Annotated in this window: 21 protein-coding genes and 1 pseudogene; 5 read left to right on the top strand and 17 right to left on the bottom strand. The window is 54.8% G+C overall.

The window, feature by feature from the left end:
* Window positions 1-5 precede the first annotated feature (5 nt).
* A complete protein-coding gene (locus H6F67_RS18165; protein WP_190768040.1) occupies window positions 6-896 on the top strand; it encodes an LD-carboxypeptidase in 891 nt (296 codons plus the stop codon).
* Here H6F67_RS18165 and H6F67_RS18160 read toward each other — a convergent pair.
* From H6F67_RS18160 to H6F67_RS18135, 6 genes are all read right to left on the bottom strand, one after another.
* On the bottom strand, window positions 883-1,563 hold the full coding sequence (locus H6F67_RS18160) for a HEAT repeat domain-containing protein (RefSeq protein WP_190768039.1): 681 nt from the start codon (window positions 1,561-1,563) through the stop codon (window positions 883-885). The two genes, H6F67_RS18165 and H6F67_RS18160, sit on opposite strands and share 14 nt — an antisense overlap.
* A 208-nt stretch (window positions 1,564-1,771) precedes the next feature.
* Window positions 1,772-2,827 (bottom strand): ABC transporter permease, encoded by a 1,056-nt coding sequence (locus H6F67_RS18155; RefSeq protein ID WP_190768038.1) that lies wholly within the window; start codon window positions 2,825-2,827, stop codon window positions 1,772-1,774.
* Between the two features lie 24 nt (window positions 2,828-2,851).
* A complete protein-coding gene (locus H6F67_RS18150; protein WP_190768082.1) occupies window positions 2,852-3,364 on the bottom strand; it encodes an adenine phosphoribosyltransferase in 513 nt (170 codons plus the stop codon).
* Between the two features lie 196 nt (window positions 3,365-3,560).
* Window positions 3,561-5,822 (bottom strand): PAS domain-containing protein, encoded by a 2,262-nt coding sequence (locus H6F67_RS18145; RefSeq protein WP_190768037.1) that lies wholly within the window; start codon window positions 5,820-5,822, stop codon window positions 3,561-3,563.
* Window positions 5,823-6,120: 298 nt separating this feature from the next.
* On the bottom strand, window positions 6,121-7,977 hold the full coding sequence (locus H6F67_RS18140; RefSeq protein WP_199304502.1) for an alpha/beta hydrolase: 1,857 nt from the start codon (window positions 7,975-7,977) through the stop codon (window positions 6,121-6,123).
* Window positions 7,978-8,081: 104 nt separating this feature from the next.
* Entirely contained in the window at window positions 8,082-9,065 is a 984-nt protein-coding gene (locus H6F67_RS18135; protein WP_190768036.1) for a glycosyltransferase family 2 protein, read from the bottom strand.
* A 147-nt stretch (window positions 9,066-9,212) separates the two neighbouring features.
* Between H6F67_RS18135 and H6F67_RS18130 the strand changes: the two genes are divergently transcribed.
* On the top strand, window positions 9,213-9,695 hold the full coding sequence (locus H6F67_RS18130) for a TIGR00725 family protein (RefSeq protein WP_190768035.1): 483 nt from the start codon (window positions 9,213-9,215) through the stop codon (window positions 9,693-9,695).
* Here the strand turns inward: H6F67_RS18130 and H6F67_RS18125 are convergent.
* The 6 genes from H6F67_RS18125 to H6F67_RS18100 all read right to left on the bottom strand — a co-directional run bounded on the left by H6F67_RS18125 (window position 9,692) and on the right by H6F67_RS18100 (window position 15,112).
* Window positions 9,692-10,072, bottom strand: a complete 381-nt coding sequence (locus H6F67_RS18125; protein ID WP_190768034.1) for a DUF6464 family protein — start codon at window positions 10,070-10,072, stop codon at window positions 9,692-9,694. The genes H6F67_RS18130 and H6F67_RS18125 overlap by 4 nt on opposite strands.
* 88 nt (window positions 10,073-10,160) lie before the next feature.
* Window positions 10,161-10,763 carry a sulfite oxidase-like oxidoreductase gene (locus H6F67_RS18120; RefSeq protein ID WP_190768033.1) on the bottom strand — a complete coding sequence of 201 codons (603 nt, stop codon included), beginning with the start codon at window positions 10,761-10,763 and terminating at the stop codon, window positions 10,161-10,163.
* Between the two features lie 196 nt (window positions 10,764-10,959).
* Complete coding sequence (locus H6F67_RS18115; RefSeq protein WP_190768032.1) at window positions 10,960-11,397, bottom strand: hypothetical protein; 438 nt, start codon at window positions 11,395-11,397, stop codon at window positions 10,960-10,962.
* 38 nt (window positions 11,398-11,435) lie between these two features.
* Complete coding sequence (locus tag H6F67_RS18110) at window positions 11,436-13,463, bottom strand: bifunctional diguanylate cyclase/phosphodiesterase (RefSeq protein WP_190768031.1); 2,028 nt, start codon at window positions 13,461-13,463, stop codon at window positions 11,436-11,438.
* Between the two features lie 107 nt (window positions 13,464-13,570).
* On the bottom strand, window positions 13,571-14,248 hold the full coding sequence (locus H6F67_RS18105; protein WP_190768030.1) for an N-acetylmannosamine-6-phosphate 2-epimerase: 678 nt from the start codon (window positions 14,246-14,248) through the stop codon (window positions 13,571-13,573).
* Between the two features lie 33 nt (window positions 14,249-14,281).
* Window positions 14,282-15,112 carry an alpha/beta fold hydrolase gene (locus H6F67_RS18100; protein WP_242020703.1) on the bottom strand — a complete coding sequence of 277 codons (831 nt, stop codon included), beginning with the start codon at window positions 15,110-15,112 and terminating at the stop codon, window positions 14,282-14,284.
* A 247-nt stretch (window positions 15,113-15,359) separates the two neighbouring features.
* On the opposite strand from H6F67_RS18100, the gene H6F67_RS18095 reads away from it, so the two are divergent.
* The 3 genes from H6F67_RS18095 to H6F67_RS18085 all read left to right on the top strand — a co-directional run bounded on the left by H6F67_RS18095 (window position 15,360) and on the right by H6F67_RS18085 (window position 16,661).
* Window positions 15,360-15,563 (top strand): hypothetical protein, encoded by a 204-nt coding sequence (locus H6F67_RS18095; protein WP_190768029.1) that lies wholly within the window; start codon window positions 15,360-15,362, stop codon window positions 15,561-15,563.
* Between the two features lie 142 nt (window positions 15,564-15,705).
* A complete protein-coding gene (locus H6F67_RS18090) occupies window positions 15,706-15,933 on the top strand; it encodes a ferredoxin family protein (protein ID WP_190768028.1) in 228 nt (75 codons plus the stop codon).
* Window positions 15,934-15,935: 2 nt separating this feature from the next.
* The gene (locus tag H6F67_RS18085; RefSeq protein WP_190768027.1) at window positions 15,936-16,661 is read left to right on the top strand and encodes an ABC transporter ATP-binding protein; all 726 of its coding nucleotides are present in this window, start codon (window positions 15,936-15,938) and stop codon (window positions 16,659-16,661) included.
* On the opposite strand, the gene rppA is transcribed toward H6F67_RS18085, so the two are convergent.
* The 5 genes and pseudogenes from rppA to H6F67_RS18060 form a co-directional block, all read right to left on the bottom strand.
* Window positions 16,658-17,338, bottom strand: coding sequence for a two-component system response regulator RppA (gene rppA / locus H6F67_RS18080; RefSeq protein ID WP_190768026.1), 681 nt, complete (start codon window positions 17,336-17,338; stop codon window positions 16,658-16,660). The genes H6F67_RS18085 and rppA overlap by 4 nt on opposite strands.
* Window positions 17,339-17,413: 75 nt before the next feature.
* On the bottom strand, window positions 17,414-19,000 hold the full coding sequence (gene serA, locus H6F67_RS18075) for a phosphoglycerate dehydrogenase (RefSeq protein WP_190768025.1): 1,587 nt from the start codon (window positions 18,998-19,000) through the stop codon (window positions 17,414-17,416).
* Between the two features lie 127 nt (window positions 19,001-19,127).
* Window positions 19,128-19,367: a gas vesicle protein GvpG gene (locus tag H6F67_RS18070; protein WP_190768024.1), complete on the bottom strand. Its 240-nt coding sequence runs from the start codon at window positions 19,365-19,367 to the stop codon at window positions 19,128-19,130.
* A 44-nt stretch (window positions 19,368-19,411) separates the two neighbouring features.
* Window positions 19,412-19,915, bottom strand: a complete 504-nt coding sequence (locus H6F67_RS18065) for a DUF6585 family protein (RefSeq protein ID WP_313926861.1) — start codon at window positions 19,913-19,915, stop codon at window positions 19,412-19,414.
* A gap of 14 nt (window positions 19,916-19,929) precedes the next feature.
* A pseudogene (locus tag H6F67_RS18060) lies at window positions 19,930-20,019 on the bottom strand (IS1 family transposase); the annotation flags it as partial.

The raw sequence follows: 20,019 nt of genomic DNA, 5'->3' as shown, positions 1-20,019 counted from the left end.
CGCTCATGCTGTCCTGCCAAACGCCTCCTCCCCTTCGTCCCAGCGATCGCCTCTGCGTCGTTGCTCCCAGCGGCACACTGCGCGAATACGCCGCTTTCGATCGCGGGGTAGAACTGTGGCGAGCACAAGGCTATCAGGTTGAACTGACTCCGGGATTTGACGGGCGATCCGGCTATCTGGCTGGAACAGACGAGGAGCGGCGATCGCAGCTAGAAATTGCCTGGAAAGATCCGGACTGTCGCGGAATTTTGTGCGCTCGTGGCGGCTGGGGTGGTGCAAGGCTGCTGGAGCAGTGGCAGTGGCCGCCCAGCGAACCCAAATGGCTGATCGGCTTTTCGGATATTACCAGCTTGCTGTGGAGCCTCAGCCTGCAAGGAATTTCGGGCGTCCATGCGCCTTTGTTGACGACGATCGCCACTGAGCCAACCTGGTCACAGCAGCGGCTTTTCGAGTGGGTCGCCGGAAAATCACTGCCGTCGCTTTCCGGTCAAGGCTGGGGAGGCGGTGCGGCTCGTGGTCTATTGTTGCCTGCAAATCTCACGGTTGCCACGCATCTGCTGAATACCGCAGCACAGCCGGATTTGGACGGCGTGATTTTGGCGATCGAAGATGTGTCCGAAGCGCCCTACCGCATCGATCGAATGCTGACTCAGTGGCGCATGAGCGGCGCACTGAGGCAAATTCGCGGCGTGGCGATCGGACGCTTCAGCCAGTGCTTGCCGCCGCCCAATCTTCCGAGCTTCACGGTTGAGGAAGTGCTGCGCGATCGCCTATCTGACCTGAAGATCCCGATCGTCTCCGATCTGCCGTTCGGTCACGATGGCGTCAATGCCTGCTTGCCCGTCGGCCTGCCCGTCACAATCGATGGCGATCGCGGCAGTCTTAGCTGGGATTAGCGTCAGCGTCTTCGAGGCGTTGCAGGGCGATCGTGGCTGCGGCAGAAACGTTTGGGTGATTGTCCTTCGCCAGATATTGCAGGGCAGAAATCGTTTTGGGAGAAGGCAGTTGCGAAAGCGCTTCGGCTAATCGCTGACGCACCAGCCAATCTTCCGACTGAGCAAAGGTCAGCAGCTTTTCGACCGAAGAGACATCTTTGATTTCACCCAGAGCCGCGATCGCCGCTTGTTGAAGTACGGTTTCCGGGCTGTCGAGCGCTTGGCGCAGCACATCTCGCGCACCAGGATCTTTGAGATTTCCCAAAGCAACAGCAGCACTAAAGCGCACCAGCCAGTCTGTATCTTCGTAAAAAGCACGCTTGAGTGGCAATAGTGCTCGGACATCTTCGAGATAGCCCAGTGCGCCCGCCGCGTCAGCGCGAATGCCGTAATCCGGGTCGGTTTCTAGAATTCGCACCAAAATCGGGTAGCAGTCTTCGGTTTGCTTGATGCCGAGCGCAAACACGGCCATCGATCGAATCTGTAAATTGTCGTCGTCCAGCATTTTTTTGATCAGCGGCACGGCATCAGCAGCCGGAAAATCGCGCAGTGAGGCGAGTGCCACCATGCGATCGGCAGAGTTTTCGCTTTCTAGCCGATTTGCAATCTCCTCTAAACTCAGACTCATGACAAATCCCTTAACAAAACTTCATCAATTATACGAAAGCATCCGCTGGCGCGAGCGCTGCTTCTCATCTTGATGCAATTTGCTCTCATCTTACGCCGCCTAAAGACACAGATCGCGAAGTCACACTCGCTCGTCTTCTACCATTTACCAAAATTGCTCGATTTGCTTCTCGCTAAAAGTTGAACCAGCCTGAGTATTGCCCATTCGCCTAATCAATCTCTGAGAGCTTGATGCGCGGGTCAACGGCACTGAGCAGCAAATCAGCAAGTAAGTTGCCAATGATCAGCAAGACGGCTCCCATCATCAAACTTGCCATCACCAAGTACAGATCTTGGGCCGTGAGTGCCTGCAAAATCAGTTGACCCAATCCCGGCCAGTCAAACAAATTTTCGGTAATGAATGCGCCGCCCAGCAAGCCAGCGAACTCAAATCCCAGCAGCGTGATCAGCGGGTTGACGGCATTTCGCAGGGCGTGAACGTAGATGACGCGATTTTCTGGCAAGCCTTTGGCGCGAGCGGTTTGAATGTAGTTTTGGCGCATCACATCGAGCATCTGTCCGCGTGTGAGCCGTTGCAGTCCGGCAAATCCGGTAATTCCCAAAGCCAGCGTCGGAAAGATCATGTGCCAGCCGATGTCAAGAACTTTGCCGATCGGGGACAGATCCGAATGGTCAATGCTGGTCATGCCGCCAACCGGAACCAGCGGCGACAGGTTTTGCGCCAAAAACAGCAGCAGCAATCCGGTAATCAGGGCGGGAAAGCCTTGTCCGGTGTAGCTCAGGACGCGCAAAATTCGATCGAGCCAGGTATTTTGCTTGACCGCTCCAATAATTCCCAGCGGCACGGCGATCGCCCAAGTCACTAGGAGGGAGGCGATCGACAGCAGCAGCGTGGCCGGAACCCGCTCCCACAAGAGCGCAGCCACCGATCGGTTGTAGGCAAAACTGCGGCCAAAATTGCCCTGCGTCAGAATTTGCGTTAGCCAGCGGCGATATTGCTCCCACACAGGCTGATCCAGGCCAAACTGCTCCTGCAAAGCTTGGATCGTTTCTTGATCGATCTGCGGATTCGATCGCAACGTATCCAAATAATCTCCGGGCGCAAGCTGAATAATTCCAAAGCACAATGCTGAAGCCAACAGCAGCGTCAACAGCGCTTGCAGCAGCCGTTTGACAATGTAGCGAAAAGTTTCGCCCGTCAGGAAATTTCGAGCACCAGTGCCGATGGTTTGGAGACGAGAAGAGCGGGTCGATCGAGAAGTCATAGGAGTCGAAGAGCAAGTGGCAACCTAATACTGCACAAGCGTATGAATCGGAACGTCGGGAAGCTGTTTGCGCCCTTGCAAAAAGGTTAGCTCAATTACAAAGGCAAAGCCTACCAGTTCAGCGTTGGCCTGTTCGATCAGCTTGGCGGTGGCAGCGGCGGTGCCGCCTGTGGCGATCAGGTCATCGACGATCAAAACGCGGCTGTCAGGAGGTACGGCGTCCTGATGCATTTCGAGGCGATCGCTGCCATATTCCAGCAAATATTCGCCGGAAAACGTGGGAGCGGGCAGCTTTCCCGGTTTACGCACAGGGATGAAGCCAACGCCTAAGCGGTAAGCCAAAGCGGTGCCAAAAATAAAGCCGCGCGATTCCATTCCAGCGACATATTCAACGTTGAGATCTCCGCAGGAGTCGGCCAAGCGGTCGATCGTGTAGCGCAACCCGTCTGGATTGTTGAGCAGCGTGGTGATGTCGCGAAACAAAATGCCAGGTTTTGGAAAATCGGGAATGTCGCGAATCAGAGTTTTGAGATCCATAGCGGGGATGCGAATCGATCGAAGCGATCCTACCATTGGCAATTGATTTGCGTTTGCCTGCAAATCGACATTTTGGGAATTGGTAAAGGCAGGAGCGGCAGTTGTGGCGATCGAGGGATTGACATCTGGAGGTGTGAATCTGGCGATCGTCATCGTTTGTCAAGCAGACTCACTCGCTTTGGCCGACTCCTGACTTCTACCGCTGATGCACAGGCAGTTCAATCCAAAATTCTGCGCCTTGCTGCGGAGTCGATCGACATTTCAACAAGCCGCCATGTCGATCCACCACGATTTGATAGCTGATGGAAAGGCCGAGTCCAGTTCCGGTGCCGACGGGTTTGGTGGTGAAAAACGGATCGAACAGGCGGCGAATGGCGTGCGGCGGAATGCCCGTGCCGTTGTCGCTGATGCGAATGACGACGCGATCGAACGTGGGCAAAACGTCGGTGGCAATCCGAATCAGCGGCGAGGGGCTTTGATCCCAGCGGCTCAAGCTTTCGCCTTTGGCAAATCGGGCTTGTGTTTCTTGCGCGACTCGGTCTTCCAGCGCGTCGATCGCGTTCGACAAAATGTTCATGAACACCTGATTGATCTGGCCGCCCCAGCATTCCACAAGCGGCAGATCGCCGTAATCTTTGATCACCGCGATCGCAGGACAGTCCGGTTTCGCTTTGAGGCGATGCTGCAAAATCATCAGCGTGTTGTCGAGTCCTTCGTGCAGATCAATCGGCTTTTTGGTCGCTTCGTCGAAGCGCGAGAAGTTCCGCAGGCTGGCGACAATTTGGCGGATGCGTTCGGCTCCAACCTTCATGGAGTCCAGCAGGCGGGGAAAATCTTCCATCAAGAAATCCAGGTCGATCGCTTCGGATGCCTGCTGAATTTCTTCAACGGGAGTGGGATAGTGCTGCTGATAAAGATGCAGCACGCCCAGCAAATCGTGCGCGTAGTTGTGCGTGTGTAGCAAATTGCCCGTGATGAAGGTGACGGGGTTGTTAATTTCATGAGCAACTCCGGCCACCAACTGACCCAAACTTGACATTTTTTCGGTTTGGATCAGCTGCATTTGCGTCCGCTGAAGTTCTTTGAGCGCGTGGGCAAGCTGACGGGCTTGCGCTTGGGCTTGCAAGGCAGCGGTGTGGCTTTGGTGATAGAGCGTGGCTTGGTCGAGCGCGATCGCCAGTTGAATCGCGGTGGCTTCGAGCAGTTCAACTTCTTCGGTTTGCCACGATCGCTGTTCGCGGGTGTGGGCGCAGGTGAGAATGCCAATGCGACCAGAGTGCGTTTGAACCGGGCAACTGAGATGGGAAATGTAGCCAGAGGCAATCAGGCGATCGCGGGTTTGGGCATCGAGCAGCGCATCGGTCGCGAGATTGTCGATCGCCACTGTGCGAAAGTTCAGCATCGCCTGAAGAAACGGATTGTCAGGATTGTCGATCGGATAGCGGCGAATGACGCTGGGCAAGTCGGCGGCGTGCGATTCATGCACCAAATCGTAGCTGGGCGGATCGGTGTCGGCGCAGTACCACACGAAGTTGCAGCGATCGACCTGAAGCAAGCTGCGGAGGGCATCGACGGTGGTTTGCAAGATCGTTTCGAGATCGAGCGAGTTGCGAATCTGGCTGGCAAGGTAGTTGATCAGCTTTTCGCGCTGAGCCAGCGTGCGAAATTGCGTTTCGCGCTCTTGCAATCGCAGTTCGGCTTCTTTGCGCTGCGTGATGTCTTCGATCGTGCCCAGCACGCCAATAATTTCGCCCTGAGCGTTGCGTAGCGGAATTTTGTTGCAGTCGCGCCAGTTGCGCTGACCGTTGGCTTGGTGCTGCGTCTGCTCGATATGCAGTTCGGCCACGCCCGTTTCCATCACGCGGCGATCGATTTCGAGATACCATTCGGTTTCGGCGGCTGTCCAGGGCAGGTCAGCATCCACTTTGCCGATCGCATCTGCTGGACTGCTCAAGCCCGCCACTTCTGCCCAAGCTTGATTGCAGCCTTGATAAACCAGGTTGCGGTCTTTCCAAAAAATCAGCCAGGGCAAATGATCGATCACCTGTTGCAGCACAGCGGTGAAAGTGGCAAGGCGGCGATCGTCAGCGGTCACAGGAACGGCGCGATCGATCGGGCGACCCCAGCTACAAACTTTGACAACGCTTCCGGCAGCGTCGCGCACGGGCGTGTAGACCGTCTCATAGCTGCGATCGCTGCGCGAATGCGTCACGGTGACGCTCATTTGCGTGGCAAAGACCTGCTCAACCGTTGTGAGAATCGTGCGATCGGAAAATTCAGCAATCGGTCGGTCGATCGCCCCATCAAGCGAGAGGCCAAGAAATTCTGCTCCAGCCGCATTCAGCGAAATGCAGCGCAGCCGTGCATCATACGCAACAAACGCATCGCTCGACTGCTCAATAAATGCCTGCAAATCGCTTGAATTCATCAGCGATCGATCGGAGACGGAGAAGTTCATGAACGGTTGAAAACGCTTAAAGTCCAGCGATGAACTGTACTGAAACGGCACTACACCCCGATCGTTTAGCGGCACCACCCGCTATCGTTCAAACTTAACAGACCATGCGTTCTCGATCAGCGCAAAACGAATGATCTTGGGTCGCTTCTCAAAATGCACAACTGCCTCCATCCTAAACTAGTCACCGTTAGAAAAGGCACGCAACATAACAGATTTAAGCTTTCGTTAAAACCGCGATCGCCCTAAGGTTTTTGTTCAGATTAGCTGTGCGCTTTCTGTACAATCACGGTGGTAAAAACTACAGGCGACGTGTTCTGCGATCGCGACGCTGCTGCCAGCGATCGAGCCGAAACTTTCCGGCGACCAGCGGCAATCCTCCTGGCAAAATAAACATTACCAAAGGCAAACGGCTGAACACGCAGGAAACCGAAGTGTTGCACTCGGCGGCGTTGCGGTGGCGGCCTTGCTGAAGCAGCGCGGTTGAAACAAACTGTTCGATCGGCACAGCGGCACTCAGCCAGTTTGACAAGCTGGCAGGCAAACTCGAACTGAGGCGTAACTGAAGGCTGGGACTGGAAAACGACTGGACATAGGCCGACGAAAGAAACGGCGCATAGCGTCGTGCTTGGGGCGTCATCTGCTCGACGAAGGCCAAAGTCGTGCCGCGCAGCATTTGCCGCAGCACTTCGGTATCTTCGCCGCGCCGTTCGCGCACAAACAAGCTTTGCGTCAGGGCTTGATTGAGATTCGCCGGATCGCCTGCGCTCAGGTGCGTCCCACCGATCGCCGCCAGCAAATACTTATTTTTCATTCGCAGTTGTGCAAACGGCAAAAGCTGCTGGCTCACAGCGGGCGTAATGGCGTCATCCGTACTGCTGAGCATCATGACGGGAACGGTAATTTTGCTCAAACTGGCGGCAGAAAAGAGATGTCCAATCACCGGATTGAGCGCGATCGCTTGAACGACACGCGGATCGCGCAGATTCACAGGCTGGTCAGTCGGCAGATCAACAGCGGCACACTGAAGCCAGTCCGCAGGCGCAAGCCCAACAAGCTGTCGCACATCGCAAAACTGCCGCAGTTGCGCCAAATCAAGCTGTCCGCCCGCTAAAGCCAACGCCGTGTAGCCGCCGAGCGAGTGGCCGATCACGGTGGTCTGCTGCGTGTTGAACTTGCCGCGAAAGGTCAGGGAATATTCGTTGAGTCGGCGAAGCTGGTCGAGCAAAAAGCTGACATCTTTGGGGCGATCGATAAATTCGTTGGCGGGCAAAATTTCGCTGGGCGTTCCGTAGCTCGTTTGCGTCGCAATCTGCGTCAGCCAGGTGACATTGCTGCCCGGATGCTCGATCGCTGCCACGCTGAAGCCATAGGAGGCGAGATGATAGCCTAGATAGCTCAAGAAGCGGCGATCGGCACCAAAGCCGTGTGAAATGACGATCAAGGGACCGCGCGTGTGCCGACTCCAGTAGAGATCAACCGGAATGGAGCGGTTGCGATCGTAATCGTGAAAGGTCAAAGTTTGCTGACGTACCCACTCTGGCCCCAGTTGCGTCGGGTCAAACTGCGCGTTGAAGCTGGCATCGGGAACCGTCAGTTCGCTTTGCAGCAGCGAACCGAGTGCCTGACTGTGCCAATAGGGAAGGTTCATCTGGGACGCCAGGACGATCGCCGATCGCGCATCGATCGTCAGCGTTTGGTCGGGATAGCCGCGCAAAAAGCCAATCACGCTTAAGCCTTCGCGCTGCTGGGTGGCGTTGGCGATCGCGGTTTTGATCGTCTGCGGGCTGCTGTCGGGCAAGGCCAGATTGATCGTGCCTAAAATTCGCTCTCCGGCTGAAGTCTGCATCAAGTCATCCATCAGCTTTTCGGCCACTTCGGGTTCAACCAGCAGCCGACTGGTGAGTGCTTGCTGTGTGTCTGCGTTCAGCAAGGGCGCAAACAGATTTAGCGAGTCTGGAACTTCGCCCGTCTGAGCAAATCGTGCTAGATCGGATACTTCAACGGTTTGCTGCACTGGTCCCAAGCGGATAGTGAGCCGTTCGGCAGCGTGGGCAGGAGCAGCAAGGCCGATCGCCAAGGCCAAAGCAGACAGCCAGGTTTGGGGGCGATCGAATCGGGGCAGCAGTCGGTGTGAGGAGAACAAGGAGAACTTCACTGGAGCTTCACGGAGGGCAACAATAGCGGGGCAACCAAAGCGAACCAGAGGAACTTGTGGAATTTAACGTTCCCGCCTGTAGCCAAGAGCTATCAGGCCATTCGCTAGTCAGGCGGTTTGCTGCGACGAGTGCCGCAGGTCAGCAGCGGCTTGGCAAACGGCTCAATCCAATCTGCTTTGGGCGGCAGTTGCGATCGCTGCTGACCATGCAGCCGTGCTTGAACGCAAACCAAGTGCAGCGGCGTGTCGAGCAGCGTTGTCCATTGCTGCTGCACCAGCGCGATCGGCATTTCCTTCACCAGCCAGCGACTACAGCGGTAGAGATAATCTAGCGCGTTCAGTTCGGGTGCGAGTGCAACGCCGTGTAGTTCGTGCAAATAGCGGTTCGATTGGCCGTAGCGCTGCCACTGCTGCCGCAGTTCAGGAAGACGCGATCGATGCCGATGCTGCACGATCGCATCGGGCGCAAACGTCAATCGCCAGTCGGTCTGCTGCTGCACGCGCCAGCAAAAATCCGCGTCGCCTCCGGTCGTCAGATAAGGACGAAACAAGCCAATTTGCTCAAAAATCGATCGCCGCACGGCCAGATTCGCCGTTTGACCATAAGGGTGCGAATGCGCCAAGGTGTGCCGCTGTGAGAGGAAAGCTTGGCGATCGGCAAACTGCTCCAAAATTGTGCGACCGGGAAGAGCGGTAACTTCTCCGGCCACCAGTCCGACCGTGCGATCGACAAACGGCGCAACCAGGCGAGAGAGCCAGTTCGACTTGGGGCGACAGTCCGCATCCGTAAACGCAATGATTTCGCCGCTGGCCGCTTGAATACCGACGTTGCGAGCCGCATAGGAGCTTTGAATCTGCGGCTGACTGAGCAAACGGAGATGCGATTGTTGCGCGGCGGCTTGCAGCAGAGCGGCAGTGCGATCGCGGCTGGCATTGTCCACCAGCAGATATTCCACGCGATCGATCGGATAGTCCTGAAGTGCAAGACAATGCAGCAGGCCATCCAGGTCTGCGGCGGCGTTGTATAGGGGAATGACCACCGACACCAGCGGCAGTACACCCGCTGGATTTCGCTGAGTAGAAGCCATTCACTTTCGAGGAGGAGCTAGTTTGATATTAAACCTAGTCAATCTCCATTCAAAGATGCAAATTTCTCAAGAGGGAGTTTTCGCCGTTTGCAGTTCCCAATGTGATCAAATTTTGACAAGCGCGATCGCGACTCAGGTTTTTAACCCATGCGAAAAATAATTGTTGGCGTGATGGGAGCCGGAGAAAGTGCAAGCGCGATCGATCGACAGTTGGCGTTTGAGTTGGGCAGGGCGATCGCGGCTCAAGGCTGGGTGCTGTTGACCGGAGGCCGCAATGTCGGCGTGATGGATGCGGCTTGTCGCGGCGCACAGCAAGCGGGCGGCTTGACGATCGGAATTTTGCCCGATCGCACAGCGGCGAACGCTTCGGCAGCAGTAGCGATCGCAATTTGCACCGGAATGGGCAACGCCCGCAACGCCATCAACGTTCTGTCGAGCGACGCGGTGATCGCCTGCGGCATGGGAGCGGGTACGGCCAGCGAAGTTGCGATCGCGCTGAAGGAAAAAAAGCCTGTCTTGCTGCTAGGGGCAACCGATCGCAGTATCGAATTTTTTCAACAGTTGGGAGCGGTTGAGACGGCAGACTCGATCGAGCAGGCGATCGACTGGGCAAAAATAATTTGCGGCTAATCTGTCACCGCATCAAACGATTCGGCGTGCTGCTCATAGAAACGGCAAGACTCACAGGGGCCAGTTGGATTCACGGCACAGCGCATCAGTTCCGACAGGGCATTAAAGCGGCAAGATGCATCGCCAATGATCCAGCGACCATCAATTTGCGTGCGTTCCGCTGGTCGCTGCGCTTTTTGGACATAGAGCGCGATTTTGTGGAGGCGATATTTTCCGGCGCGAAACTGATAGCGGTGACGGCGTTCTAAAACGGCGTAGGTTTTGCCTTCCAGGTCGAGAAATGCCCCTGGCTGCGGGTTCCAGTCGAGCCGCACATTGCCGATCGTTTTGCGCGGATGACTCAAGATCACCTCAGTGGGCAGCGTTTCTGACTCCATAGCGTGTTGCTCGTTACATTATGTGCGATCGTATCGCATTCATCGGAAGGGATGAAAAAGCACTGCCTTCATCCCTCCGCCTTCAGCCTCAGAAAAATCGACTGCTGTAGCGCTCTTCAGCAAACGGTTCGCCGCGATGGTGATAGCCGTTGCGTTCCCAGAAGCCGAGTTCTTGATGATCGAGAAATTCCAGACCGTTGATCCACTTGGCGCTTTTCCAAGCGTACAGGTGCGGGACGACGAGGCGCATCGGACCACCGTGATCGGCAGGCAGCGGTTCGCCAGACAGCGTGTGAGCAAAGAAATTTTCTTCGCGCAGGAAGTCATCGATTGCAATGTTCGTCGTATAGCCGCCGTAGCAGTGTTCCATGATGTGAACGGCTTTGGGATCGACTTCAATGTGCTTCATGAAGTCCAGCACTTTCACGCCTGTCCACTGCACATCCAGCTTTGACCAAGTGGTGACGCAGTGAAAATCTGCGGTGAAGTTGCTCTGGGGCATGTTCATGAAATCGTCCCAGGTGAACGTTGCGGGCTTGGCAAGACCCCAAACGCGAAACTGCCATTCTGCTTTGGAAACGATCGGCGTTTCCCCATACGTTAAAACTGGAAAGCCTTTGGCGAGATGCTGCCCCGGAGGAACGCGATCGCTTTGCTCTGGTGCTGGCTTTTGAAAAAATTTCCCTACCATAAATCTTGAAAATAGTTCGGCAACAAATCGACAGTCCGGCAAGCCGCGATCGATTCACCTTTCTGTTTAGCAAAAAATTACCGCTGCTGTTCATTGACTCGGCTAAATGACACGCAACAAAATCACCGTCGCCCACCTTGGGAACTTTCAGTCCGGCGCGACCGCGCATCGCCAGTCGATCGTGTCGTTCAGCAGCCTAATTCAAGTCAGCAGCGTTGCACTGAGCTTTTGCGGCTTCATAGGCATCAAGATAGTCTTGTCCGCCCAGCATTACGTCACCGTAGTACGCATAGGGAGCTGCGCCATAAACCGGGAGCGGTTCATCTTCGGGATAGTCTTCTTGGGCTTCTTCGATCGCCGCTTTGAGCTGCTTGCGGCTGAGTCGCTGAGCCGGAAAATATTGCAGCAGCGTTGGACTGGGCAAACGCGCCAGCGTTGGATCAAGAATGCGATCGCCCGCTTCGATCCAGCCATGCTCGATCGGCTCGATGGAAGTCGGCGTGACCAAAAATCCCTGCACATAAACTGCACCTTCGACCGCCAAAACTGCACGGTAGGCATTGTCAAAGCTGCGATCGCCTGCGTCAATTTGCGCCGCGAGTTCGATCGAGGCGGCTTGATCCAAACTGCTCATGAGCCAATTTTTCGATTTTTCCTCTCCACGATATCGCGCTAGGCACTGGCGCTGATCAAACTCGGCCAGGGTTGCGATCCCGACAACAGGTGAACGGCATCTGCGGCATTGAGCGGTGGTGAAAACAAATAGCCCTGCCCCAAATCGCACTGGAGCGATCGCAACTGCGCCAACTGCTTTGTTGTTTCAAGTCCTTCAGCAATCACGTCCATGCCCAAATTCCAAGCAAGCGTGATGATTGTGCGGACGATCGCGAGCTGTTCGCCGTCGCGATCGATCTGGTGAATGAACGATCGATCGATTTTGATCGTGTCGATCGGAAAGCGATGCAAATAGCTCAGCGAAGAATAGCCTGTGCCAAAATCATCCATCGACAACTGAATGCCAAGATTCCGCAGTTCACTCAGCATTGAAGCGGCAGCTTCGGTATTGTCCATCAGCACGCTTTCGGTGATTTCCAGGCGCAAAAAGCGCGGCTGAAGCTGAGTTTCTTCTAGAATTGTGCGAATTTGCTGCACCATCTGCGGCGTAAACTGCTTGCCTGAGAGGTTGACGCTGATCGTCAGCGGCGATCGATCGGGAAATTCCGCCTGCCACTGGCGCATTTGCTGACAGGCTTGCCGCAATACCCACAACCCGATCGGCACGATCAATCCGGTTTCTTCAGCGATCGGAATAAAGTCAGTGGGCGACACCAATCCTTTATAGGGATGATGCCAGCGCAGCAGCGTTTCAAATCCGGTGATTTGCAGCGTTCGCAGTGAAACGATCGGCTGATAATAAAGCGCTAGCTCTTGCCGATCGATCGCCCTACGCAAATCCGTTTCGATCTGCAACAGCGCAACCGCACGAGTGTACATGCCAGGATTGAAAATTTCATGACGGGCGCGGCCTTGCTCCTTAGCACGATACATGGCGATGTCGGCATCGCGCAACAGATCTTCCGGTGCGTCATAGCCTGTCGGACTGAGGGCAATGCCGATGCTGGCCGTTGTAAACACTTCGTTGCCGTCGATGTTAAACGGCTGGCTGAGTGCCTGCTGAATGCGTTCGGCGATCGTTGTCACGTCCTGCACATGCGGCACATCTTCGAGCAGCACAACAAATTCATCGCCGCCCAAGCGAGCAACCGTATCACCGGGACGTAAACAGATCGAGAGCCGATGTGCGATCGCAATTAAAAGCTGATCGCCGATCATGTGACCCAAGCTGTCGTTAATCACTTTGAAGCGATCGAGGTCGAGAAACAAAACAGCAAACAGATAGTCTGAGTTGCGCTTAGCAATTTGGATGGCGTGCCGGAGGCGATCGAGCAGCAAGGTGCGATTCGGCAGTCCGGTTAAGACATCGTGCAGCGCGTCGTGTAAGAGTTGCGCTTCGGTGTGTTTGCGCGTGGTGATGTCGGTGAGCGAGCCAACCATGCGAGTGGTTTGCCCGTTGGCATCGCGCACGGCCAATCCGCGTGTCAGCATCCAGCGGTAGCTGCCGTCTTGGTGGCGCAGGCGATGTTCGTTGTCAAAGTGGGCAGTCAGTCCATTCACATGAGCAACTAGCTTCACCTTCACCCAATCGAGATCGTCGGGATGGATGCGATCGAGCCATTCATCGATCGCATCGCCAATTTCTTCGCCATACCCCAGCATTTCCCTCCAGCGCGGCGAAAAATGAACCTGTCCGCTTGCAATGTTCCAGTCCCACAGGCCGTCATTGGCTCCGGCGATCGCCAGCGCGTTGCGTTCGTCTTGCTGTCGTTGCTGCCAGCGGACAGCCGCTTTATGCAGCGCGATCGCAAAGCTGTCTGCTGTGAGATGGTCAAGAGCGAGATAGTCGATCGCGCCTGCTTGCAGCGCAGCAATCGCGTCAGCAGAATTTTCAGAGCGAGCCAGAACGATCGCGGGATGAAAAGTTTGCCAAGCAAGCTGTTCATCCACCAGGTAAAGATCAGCGGCGATCGGAAAAGCAGCAGAGGCAACACAGGTAAGATGAATTGAGGGTGAACGGAGGCGATCGCAAAAGGCAGCGACAGCCGGATCATCCGACACAGCAAGAATCTTGATCGAAGACATACCAACGAGATGTTAACGGAGTTTTCTAAAATCGAACCGCAATATCGCAGCAAAACTACTTTGTCTCGCGACTTTTGTTTAGAGTTCCCCAAACTGAGGTCGAGCTTTCAATTTGTTAAAGCCAATCGGTAGGTTTTGACTAATGCATCAATCCCGGTAATTGCTGTGCCCACGACAACTGCATAGGCACCCAAATCGATCGCCTCTTTTGCCATTGCGGGCGACGCAATTCCCCCTTCACAAATCGCCGGAACTTGAAGGTTTTCAACCATCTGTTTCAGCAGATCGAATCCTGGCGGTTGACAGTTCTGCGTTGCTTCGGTGTAGCCGTAAAGTGTCGTGCCAACGCAATCGGCTTTCGCTTCCGCCGCCGCGATCGCCGCCTCCAAAGTATCGACATCGGCCATCACAGGCTTATTCAAACTGTGAATTTGCGCGATTAATTCGGCAAGCGTTTCGCCTCCGGGTCGAGTTCGATTTGTCGCATCGATCGCAATAATGTCGGCTCCCGCTGCTGCAATTGCTTGGGCGTGATGAAACTGCGGCGTAATGTAAACCGACGAGTCGGGAAACTGCTGCTTCCACAAGCCGATGATCGGCACGTCTACCTGCTGCCGCACCGCTGCCACATGATCAGGCGAATCGATGCGAACCGCGATCGCCCCTTGATTGACTGCCGTTTTTGCCATCGCCGCAATCACAACGGGCGAATGCAAAGGCGAGTCGGCGGGAGCTTGGCAGGAGACGATCAGACCGTGCTGGAGAGAAGCGATCGAGGAGTGCATTGGGATGGTGGAGGTCGAATGGGGATCAGCTTATCACTGGTCGATCGCCGCTTCTAGTTGAGCGAGGAATGGTTCAACCAAAGTGGCGATCGACTCGCTATTTTTCTGCGGCAAAGCGTGATCGGCGTGCGGGATGATCTCAAGCTGAGCGTGGAGAATTTCGCGGGCGTAGGTTTGGCAGTGCCACATCGGAATCGTTTCGTCAAGCTCTCCGGCGATGACCAAAGTGGGAACGCGCAAACGGTGAATTTCTTTTTCGACCGTATCGATCGCATCTTCGGGACGCAGGCGATCGACCAGAAACGATCGAGCCGCAGGTTGGGCGTTGAGTTCGCGTCGAAACCAGCGCAGTTGATTCAGATTTTTTTCTTGTCCGAGCAGTGGCGCGATCGGATCAGCGAGACTGAGTGCCCAATCGACGATCGGCGTTTGCCACAGCAGAGGACGCAGATGATCGTATTTGCCGCAGAAGCTGTCATCGCGAATGCCTGCGGGCGCAACGAGGACAAGAGCGCGGACGCGATCGGGATGTGCCAGCGCATAAGCTGAAGCCACCCAGCCGCCAAGAGAATGGCCTGCGATCGCGCAGTTCTCCAACCCCAAAGCCGCAATCACCTGATCTAAAAATTCCACTTGCTGAGCAATGTCGTAGCGAATTTGTGGCTTTGACGAATCGCCAAAACCCAATAGATCAAGGCTGATACAGCGATGGCGACTTTGCAGCAGGGGAACGAGAAACCGCCAATTGCTGCTGTCGCCCATGAAGCCGTGCAGAAGCACGATCGGCGAACCCGTGCCTGCTTCTTGGTAGGCAGCACGGTAAGTGTGGGGCGGTGAAAGAGTTAAGAACTGTTTAGAACTCAAGAGAGGATGCAGCAGGTTACAGAGCAAGTGGAGCAAAATTCGCGAGGTTATCTGCCCAACGGGATACGTCGATCGAAATGCAGCTAGGATGAAATTGGGCGATCGACTTGAAGCAGTTGTAACTGAAGTTAAAATTACTCAACCTTTTGGGAAGAATAAGTAACGCTTCATTACAGTTGAAAAAATCGATCGACCCCTCTATGATACGGTCTATGTCAGATTGCATCAGTCGATAGTGCTAGAGAGGATGAACACTTTGATTTCCCAGTCTGAACAATCCCTACCCCTGCGCGAAAACTTTAGCGAGTACGTGGCCGAACTCCAACTCCACATGGCCTTGCAAGCTCGCAAACTCGTTCCCACCCTGACCCACACTGCCGACAGCCGCGAACAATTGCTGCATCGCACCCAGGCTGCGATCGAGATGCAAATCTCTCGTCAAGCCCTCTAAATCTTCTGGTTCCAATTGTCTTGCCAAAGTCAGAGCCAAGGCTCTGATTTTTTTATGGCAGCAGAACTTAACTCGTCTTTGTGAAGTAAAGTAACCTGCTAGGCTGAAAGAGAACACTGCTCGATCCGCTGAAAGAAGAATTATGCCGCATACGATCGTGACCAACGTTTGCGAAGGCGTTGCCACCTGTGCCGACAACTGCCCCGTCGCCTGCATCCACGAAGGACCCGGAAAAAATCAAAAGGGAACAGACTGGTACTGGATCGACTTCGACACCTGCATCGACTGCGGCATCTGTTTGGAAGTGTGTCCGGTGGAGGGAGCGATCGTGCCCGAAGAACGCCCAGAGTTGCAGGAAACGCCGCAGTAGCCATGACGAATTCGCTGCTGTCCGTTGAGGATGTTTACGCCGGATATGTGCAGGATCTCGACATTCTGCAAGGCATCAATTTTCGGATTGCCTCAGGCGAACTGGTGGCCGTGATCGGTCCGAACGGAGCCGGAAAATCCACGCTGGCAAAAACGATTTTTGGCCTGCTCACCCCCCATCGCGGCAAAATTCACTTCAACGGCGAAAACATTGTCGGTCTCAAGTCGAATCAAATTGTCGAGCGCGGCATGTGCTATGTGCCACAGATTGCCAATGTGTTTCCCTCGCTGACGATCGAGGAAAATCTGGAAATGGGCGCGTTCATCCGCAAGACGCCGCTCCAGCCGCTCAAGCAGCAAATTTTCGACACCTTTCCCCTGCTTGCTCAGCGTCGCCGCCAGCGAGCCGGAACTCTATCCGGCGGTGAACGCCAACAGCTTGCAATGGGACGCGCCCTGATGCTGCAACCCACGCTGCTTTTGTTAGATGAACCTTCTGCCGCCCTGTCTCCGATTTTGGTCAACAGCGTTTTTGAGCAAATCCGTCGCATTAATCAAACGGGAACGGCGATCGTTCTGGTCGAACAAAATGCCCGCAAAGCGCTGGAGATGGCCGATCGCGGTTATGTTTTGGAGTCGGGACGCGATCGATTTGAAGGACGCGGAAGCGATCTGCTCAACGATCCCAAAGTCGGTGAACTCTATCTCGGCGCAACGACACGTCACTAATTCTCGCCACTTCCAAACCGATAGCCCTTGCCGTAAATGGTTTGAATCAAAGCAGATTCGCCATCCGCTTCAATTTTTCGCCGCAGCAGACGCACCTGAGCCGCAAGCGCATTACTGCTTGGTGGTTCCGCTCCCCAGATGTGCTGCTGAATCTGGTCGTGCGTCAGGAGTTGGTTTGGATGGCGCATGAAGTAGGCGAGCAACTGGCTTTCTTTTTCTGACAGTTCGATCGATCGCTCCTGCCGATAGGCTCGTTGATTTTGCAAATCGAGTTCCAAATCTTCAACGCGGAGGCGATCAACTTCCAGCGCAGCCAAAGGTGGACGCCTGAGCAACGCCCGCACTCGTGCCAGCAGTTCGCGCAGTTCAAACGGCTTGACGAGATAGTCATCTGCGCCCGCATCCAGTCCAAGGACGCGATCGTCAACGGTATCTTTTGCCGTCAGAAACAAAACGGGCGTGGTGTCGCCTTGCGATCGCAACTGCTGACAAATCTCCAGTCCCGTCTGCATCGGCAGCATCCAGTCGAGAATCAGCAAATCGTAGTCGCCTTGTGACGCCAGTTTGCTGCCCTCGCCGCCATCATGCACCACATCGACTTCGTAGCCCTGCCGCACCAAAACGCGACTGAGCGGATCGGTCAGTTCGGCTTCGTCATCTACTAGCAAAATTCGCATCGCGATCGAACCACTTCCACACTTTCCATTTTAGGAAAAGTGCAATCACAGGTGAGGAGCGCTCGCCCCAACGCCTCAAGTTGAAAGCGTCACCGTGTAGGCATCGCGAATGCCGGAGACTTTCAAGATTTCCTCCAGAATGCCATCCGGTAGCGGATCGTCGATGCTCAGCACCATGACGGCATCACCCCGCACAATCTTGCGACCGACCTGCATACTGGCGATGTTGACGTTGAAGCTGCCCAAGAGCGAGCCGATTTTGCCGATGATTCCAGGCATATCGCGGTGCAGCGTAAACAGCATGTGGCGGTTGGGCGGCACGTTGATCGGGAAGTCGTCAATGTTGGTGATGCGGATTTCGTTGTCGCCCAAGATCGAGCCTGTGACCGAATGTTCACCGAGCGAGCCTTTGGCTGAGAGATGCAGCGATCCGGTGTAGTCTCTCACCTGAGCATCGCGAGTTTCCGTGACGCGGATGCCGCGCTCCTTGGCTTCGATCGAGGCGTTCACATAGTTCACCCGCTCCTGCAAAGCGTGAGAGAGCAAACCTTTGAGCGCGGCAATCACGATCGGCTGGCTTTCCTTCATCGCCAGATCGCCCTGAAGCCGCACGTTAAACGATTCGATCCGTCCGCCTGCAAGCTGACTGACCAAGTTGCCCAGCGTTTCGGCAAGCTGCAAGTAGGGGCGCAGTTTTTCCAAGAGTTCCGGGCGCAATCCGGGAATGTTGACCGCCGATCGCGCCGGAAGTCCGAGCAAGACATCGCGAATTTGTTCGGCCACGTCGATCGCCACGTTCACCTGCGCCTCTTCCGTCGAAGCTCCCAAGTGCGGCGTCAGAACGATTTCTTTGCCGATCGATCGCAAGTCCGATTCACCCAGCGGCTCAGTTTCGTAGACATCGATCGCGGCTCCGGCAATTTTGCCCGCTTTCAGCGCTTCGGCTAGAGCGTTTTCGTCAATGATGCCGCCTCTGGCGCAGTTGATGATCCGAGCGGTCGGCTTCATTTTGGCGATCGCTTCGGCGTTAATCAAGTGCTGCGTTTCTGGCGTTTTCGGGATGTGTAGCGTGATGTAGTCCGATTCTTGAAACAGAATGTCAAGATCGACGAGTTGACAGCCAAGCTGTTCGGCGCGTTCGAGTGAGAGGAACGGATCGAAGGCCAAAAGACGCATTCCCATTGCGCGGGCGATCGTGGCGACGTGTGACCCAATTTTGCCGAGTCCGACCACGCCCAACGTTTTTTTGTAAACTTCGACTCCGGTAAAACTTTTGCGATCCCACTTGCCGCTTTTGACGGAAGCGTTGGCCTCTGGAATGTAGCGCGACATCGACAGCATCATGGCGACCGCATGTTCGGCGGCAGCGATCGTATTGCCCTCAGGCGAATTAACGACGACAATTCCCTTGCGCGTGGCGGCAGGCACATCGACGTTATCCACGCCCACTCCGGCGCGACCAATAATTTTAAGCTGTTTGCCCGCTTCGATGATGTCTTGGGTGACGCGGGTTCCAGAGCGAATCATCAGCGCATCGTAGTCGGGAATGATGCGAATCAGATCTTCGTTGGACAAGCTGGTCTGAACATCGACCTGAGCAACTTGAGACAAAATATCGATGCCGACTTGATCGATCGGATCGGAAACAAGAACCTTATGCATGAGTTGGCACGGTGAGGATCGGCGCGGCTGTGAGTTTCCACAAATTCCACAAACAGTAATTTTACTGCATTGCGATCGCGAAGCGCTGTCCGCAGGAATCGATCCCCATTTGCGCTTTCTGAAAGTCTTAGCTTTTCTCGCGATCGGCCAGTTCCGCCATTGCCAGCAGCAAAGCTTCTTCCTGCGCCTCAAATTCGTCTTCGGGAATTTCACCCAAATCAAACGCCAGTTGCAGCGCGAGCAGTTGCTTACTCAAGTTTTCCTTTTCGTCCAGTTCAGCCGAGGCGCTTTCTAGAATTTTTTCGCCAATCCAGGAAAGGCCGTTGATGGGAGCGGCGATCGGCGCGAGAATGAGATCGAAGATCATGTGTGGCTGAGTAGATCAAGTGAGTTTGAAGAAACAACCAGAACTCAAAATTTACCAAACTGCTTGAGAAGCGCCATGAATACAGGAGCGTTTGGTACATTACCATAGTCAACATGAATAGCGAAGCGATCGCTGCGGGGTGGAAAAACGTAAAACGTTCCGTCTAATAGCTGAACGCGATCGATTTCTGCCCAGGTCAGCATTTTGCGTCCATCGCTTAAACCCCTAGCATTAAGATGAACCTGCCCAAAGGTGACATCATTTCCGTGTTCAATCGTGGCGATCGCATTAACAAGTTGCTGTTGATAAATGAGATCTTGGAGAACTTCGCCAATTGAACGACGACCGTAGCTCCAGTCAAGGCTCGATCGGGTTCCGTCTGGAAAATGCAAGGTGTAATCAACCGCAGTTGCAAGCGGAACAACTCCATAGGCAGTAACCCGGACGCCCTTCTGAAAAATTTTTAAGTCCTGATAGCGAGCCGATCGAACCTGGTCGCCTCGCGTTTCCACTAGCCCACGCTCATACAAAAAAATTTGGGTAGAGATGTAGAAGTAATGATTCAGGGTTGTAAACTCGCATTGTAGTGGTGGATGAAGTACCAAATTGCTCCAATATGGTTAGCAAGCTTCTTTGAGAACGAGAGTGTCTT

This window comes from Microcoleus sp. FACHB-1515 (assembly GCF_014696105.1).
Lineage (GTDB): Bacteria > Cyanobacteriota > Cyanobacteriia > Elainellales > Elainellaceae > JAAUTJ01.
The sequence above is the reverse complement of the archived record's forward strand: the minus strand, read 5'-3'. Positions and strand labels throughout refer to the sequence as shown.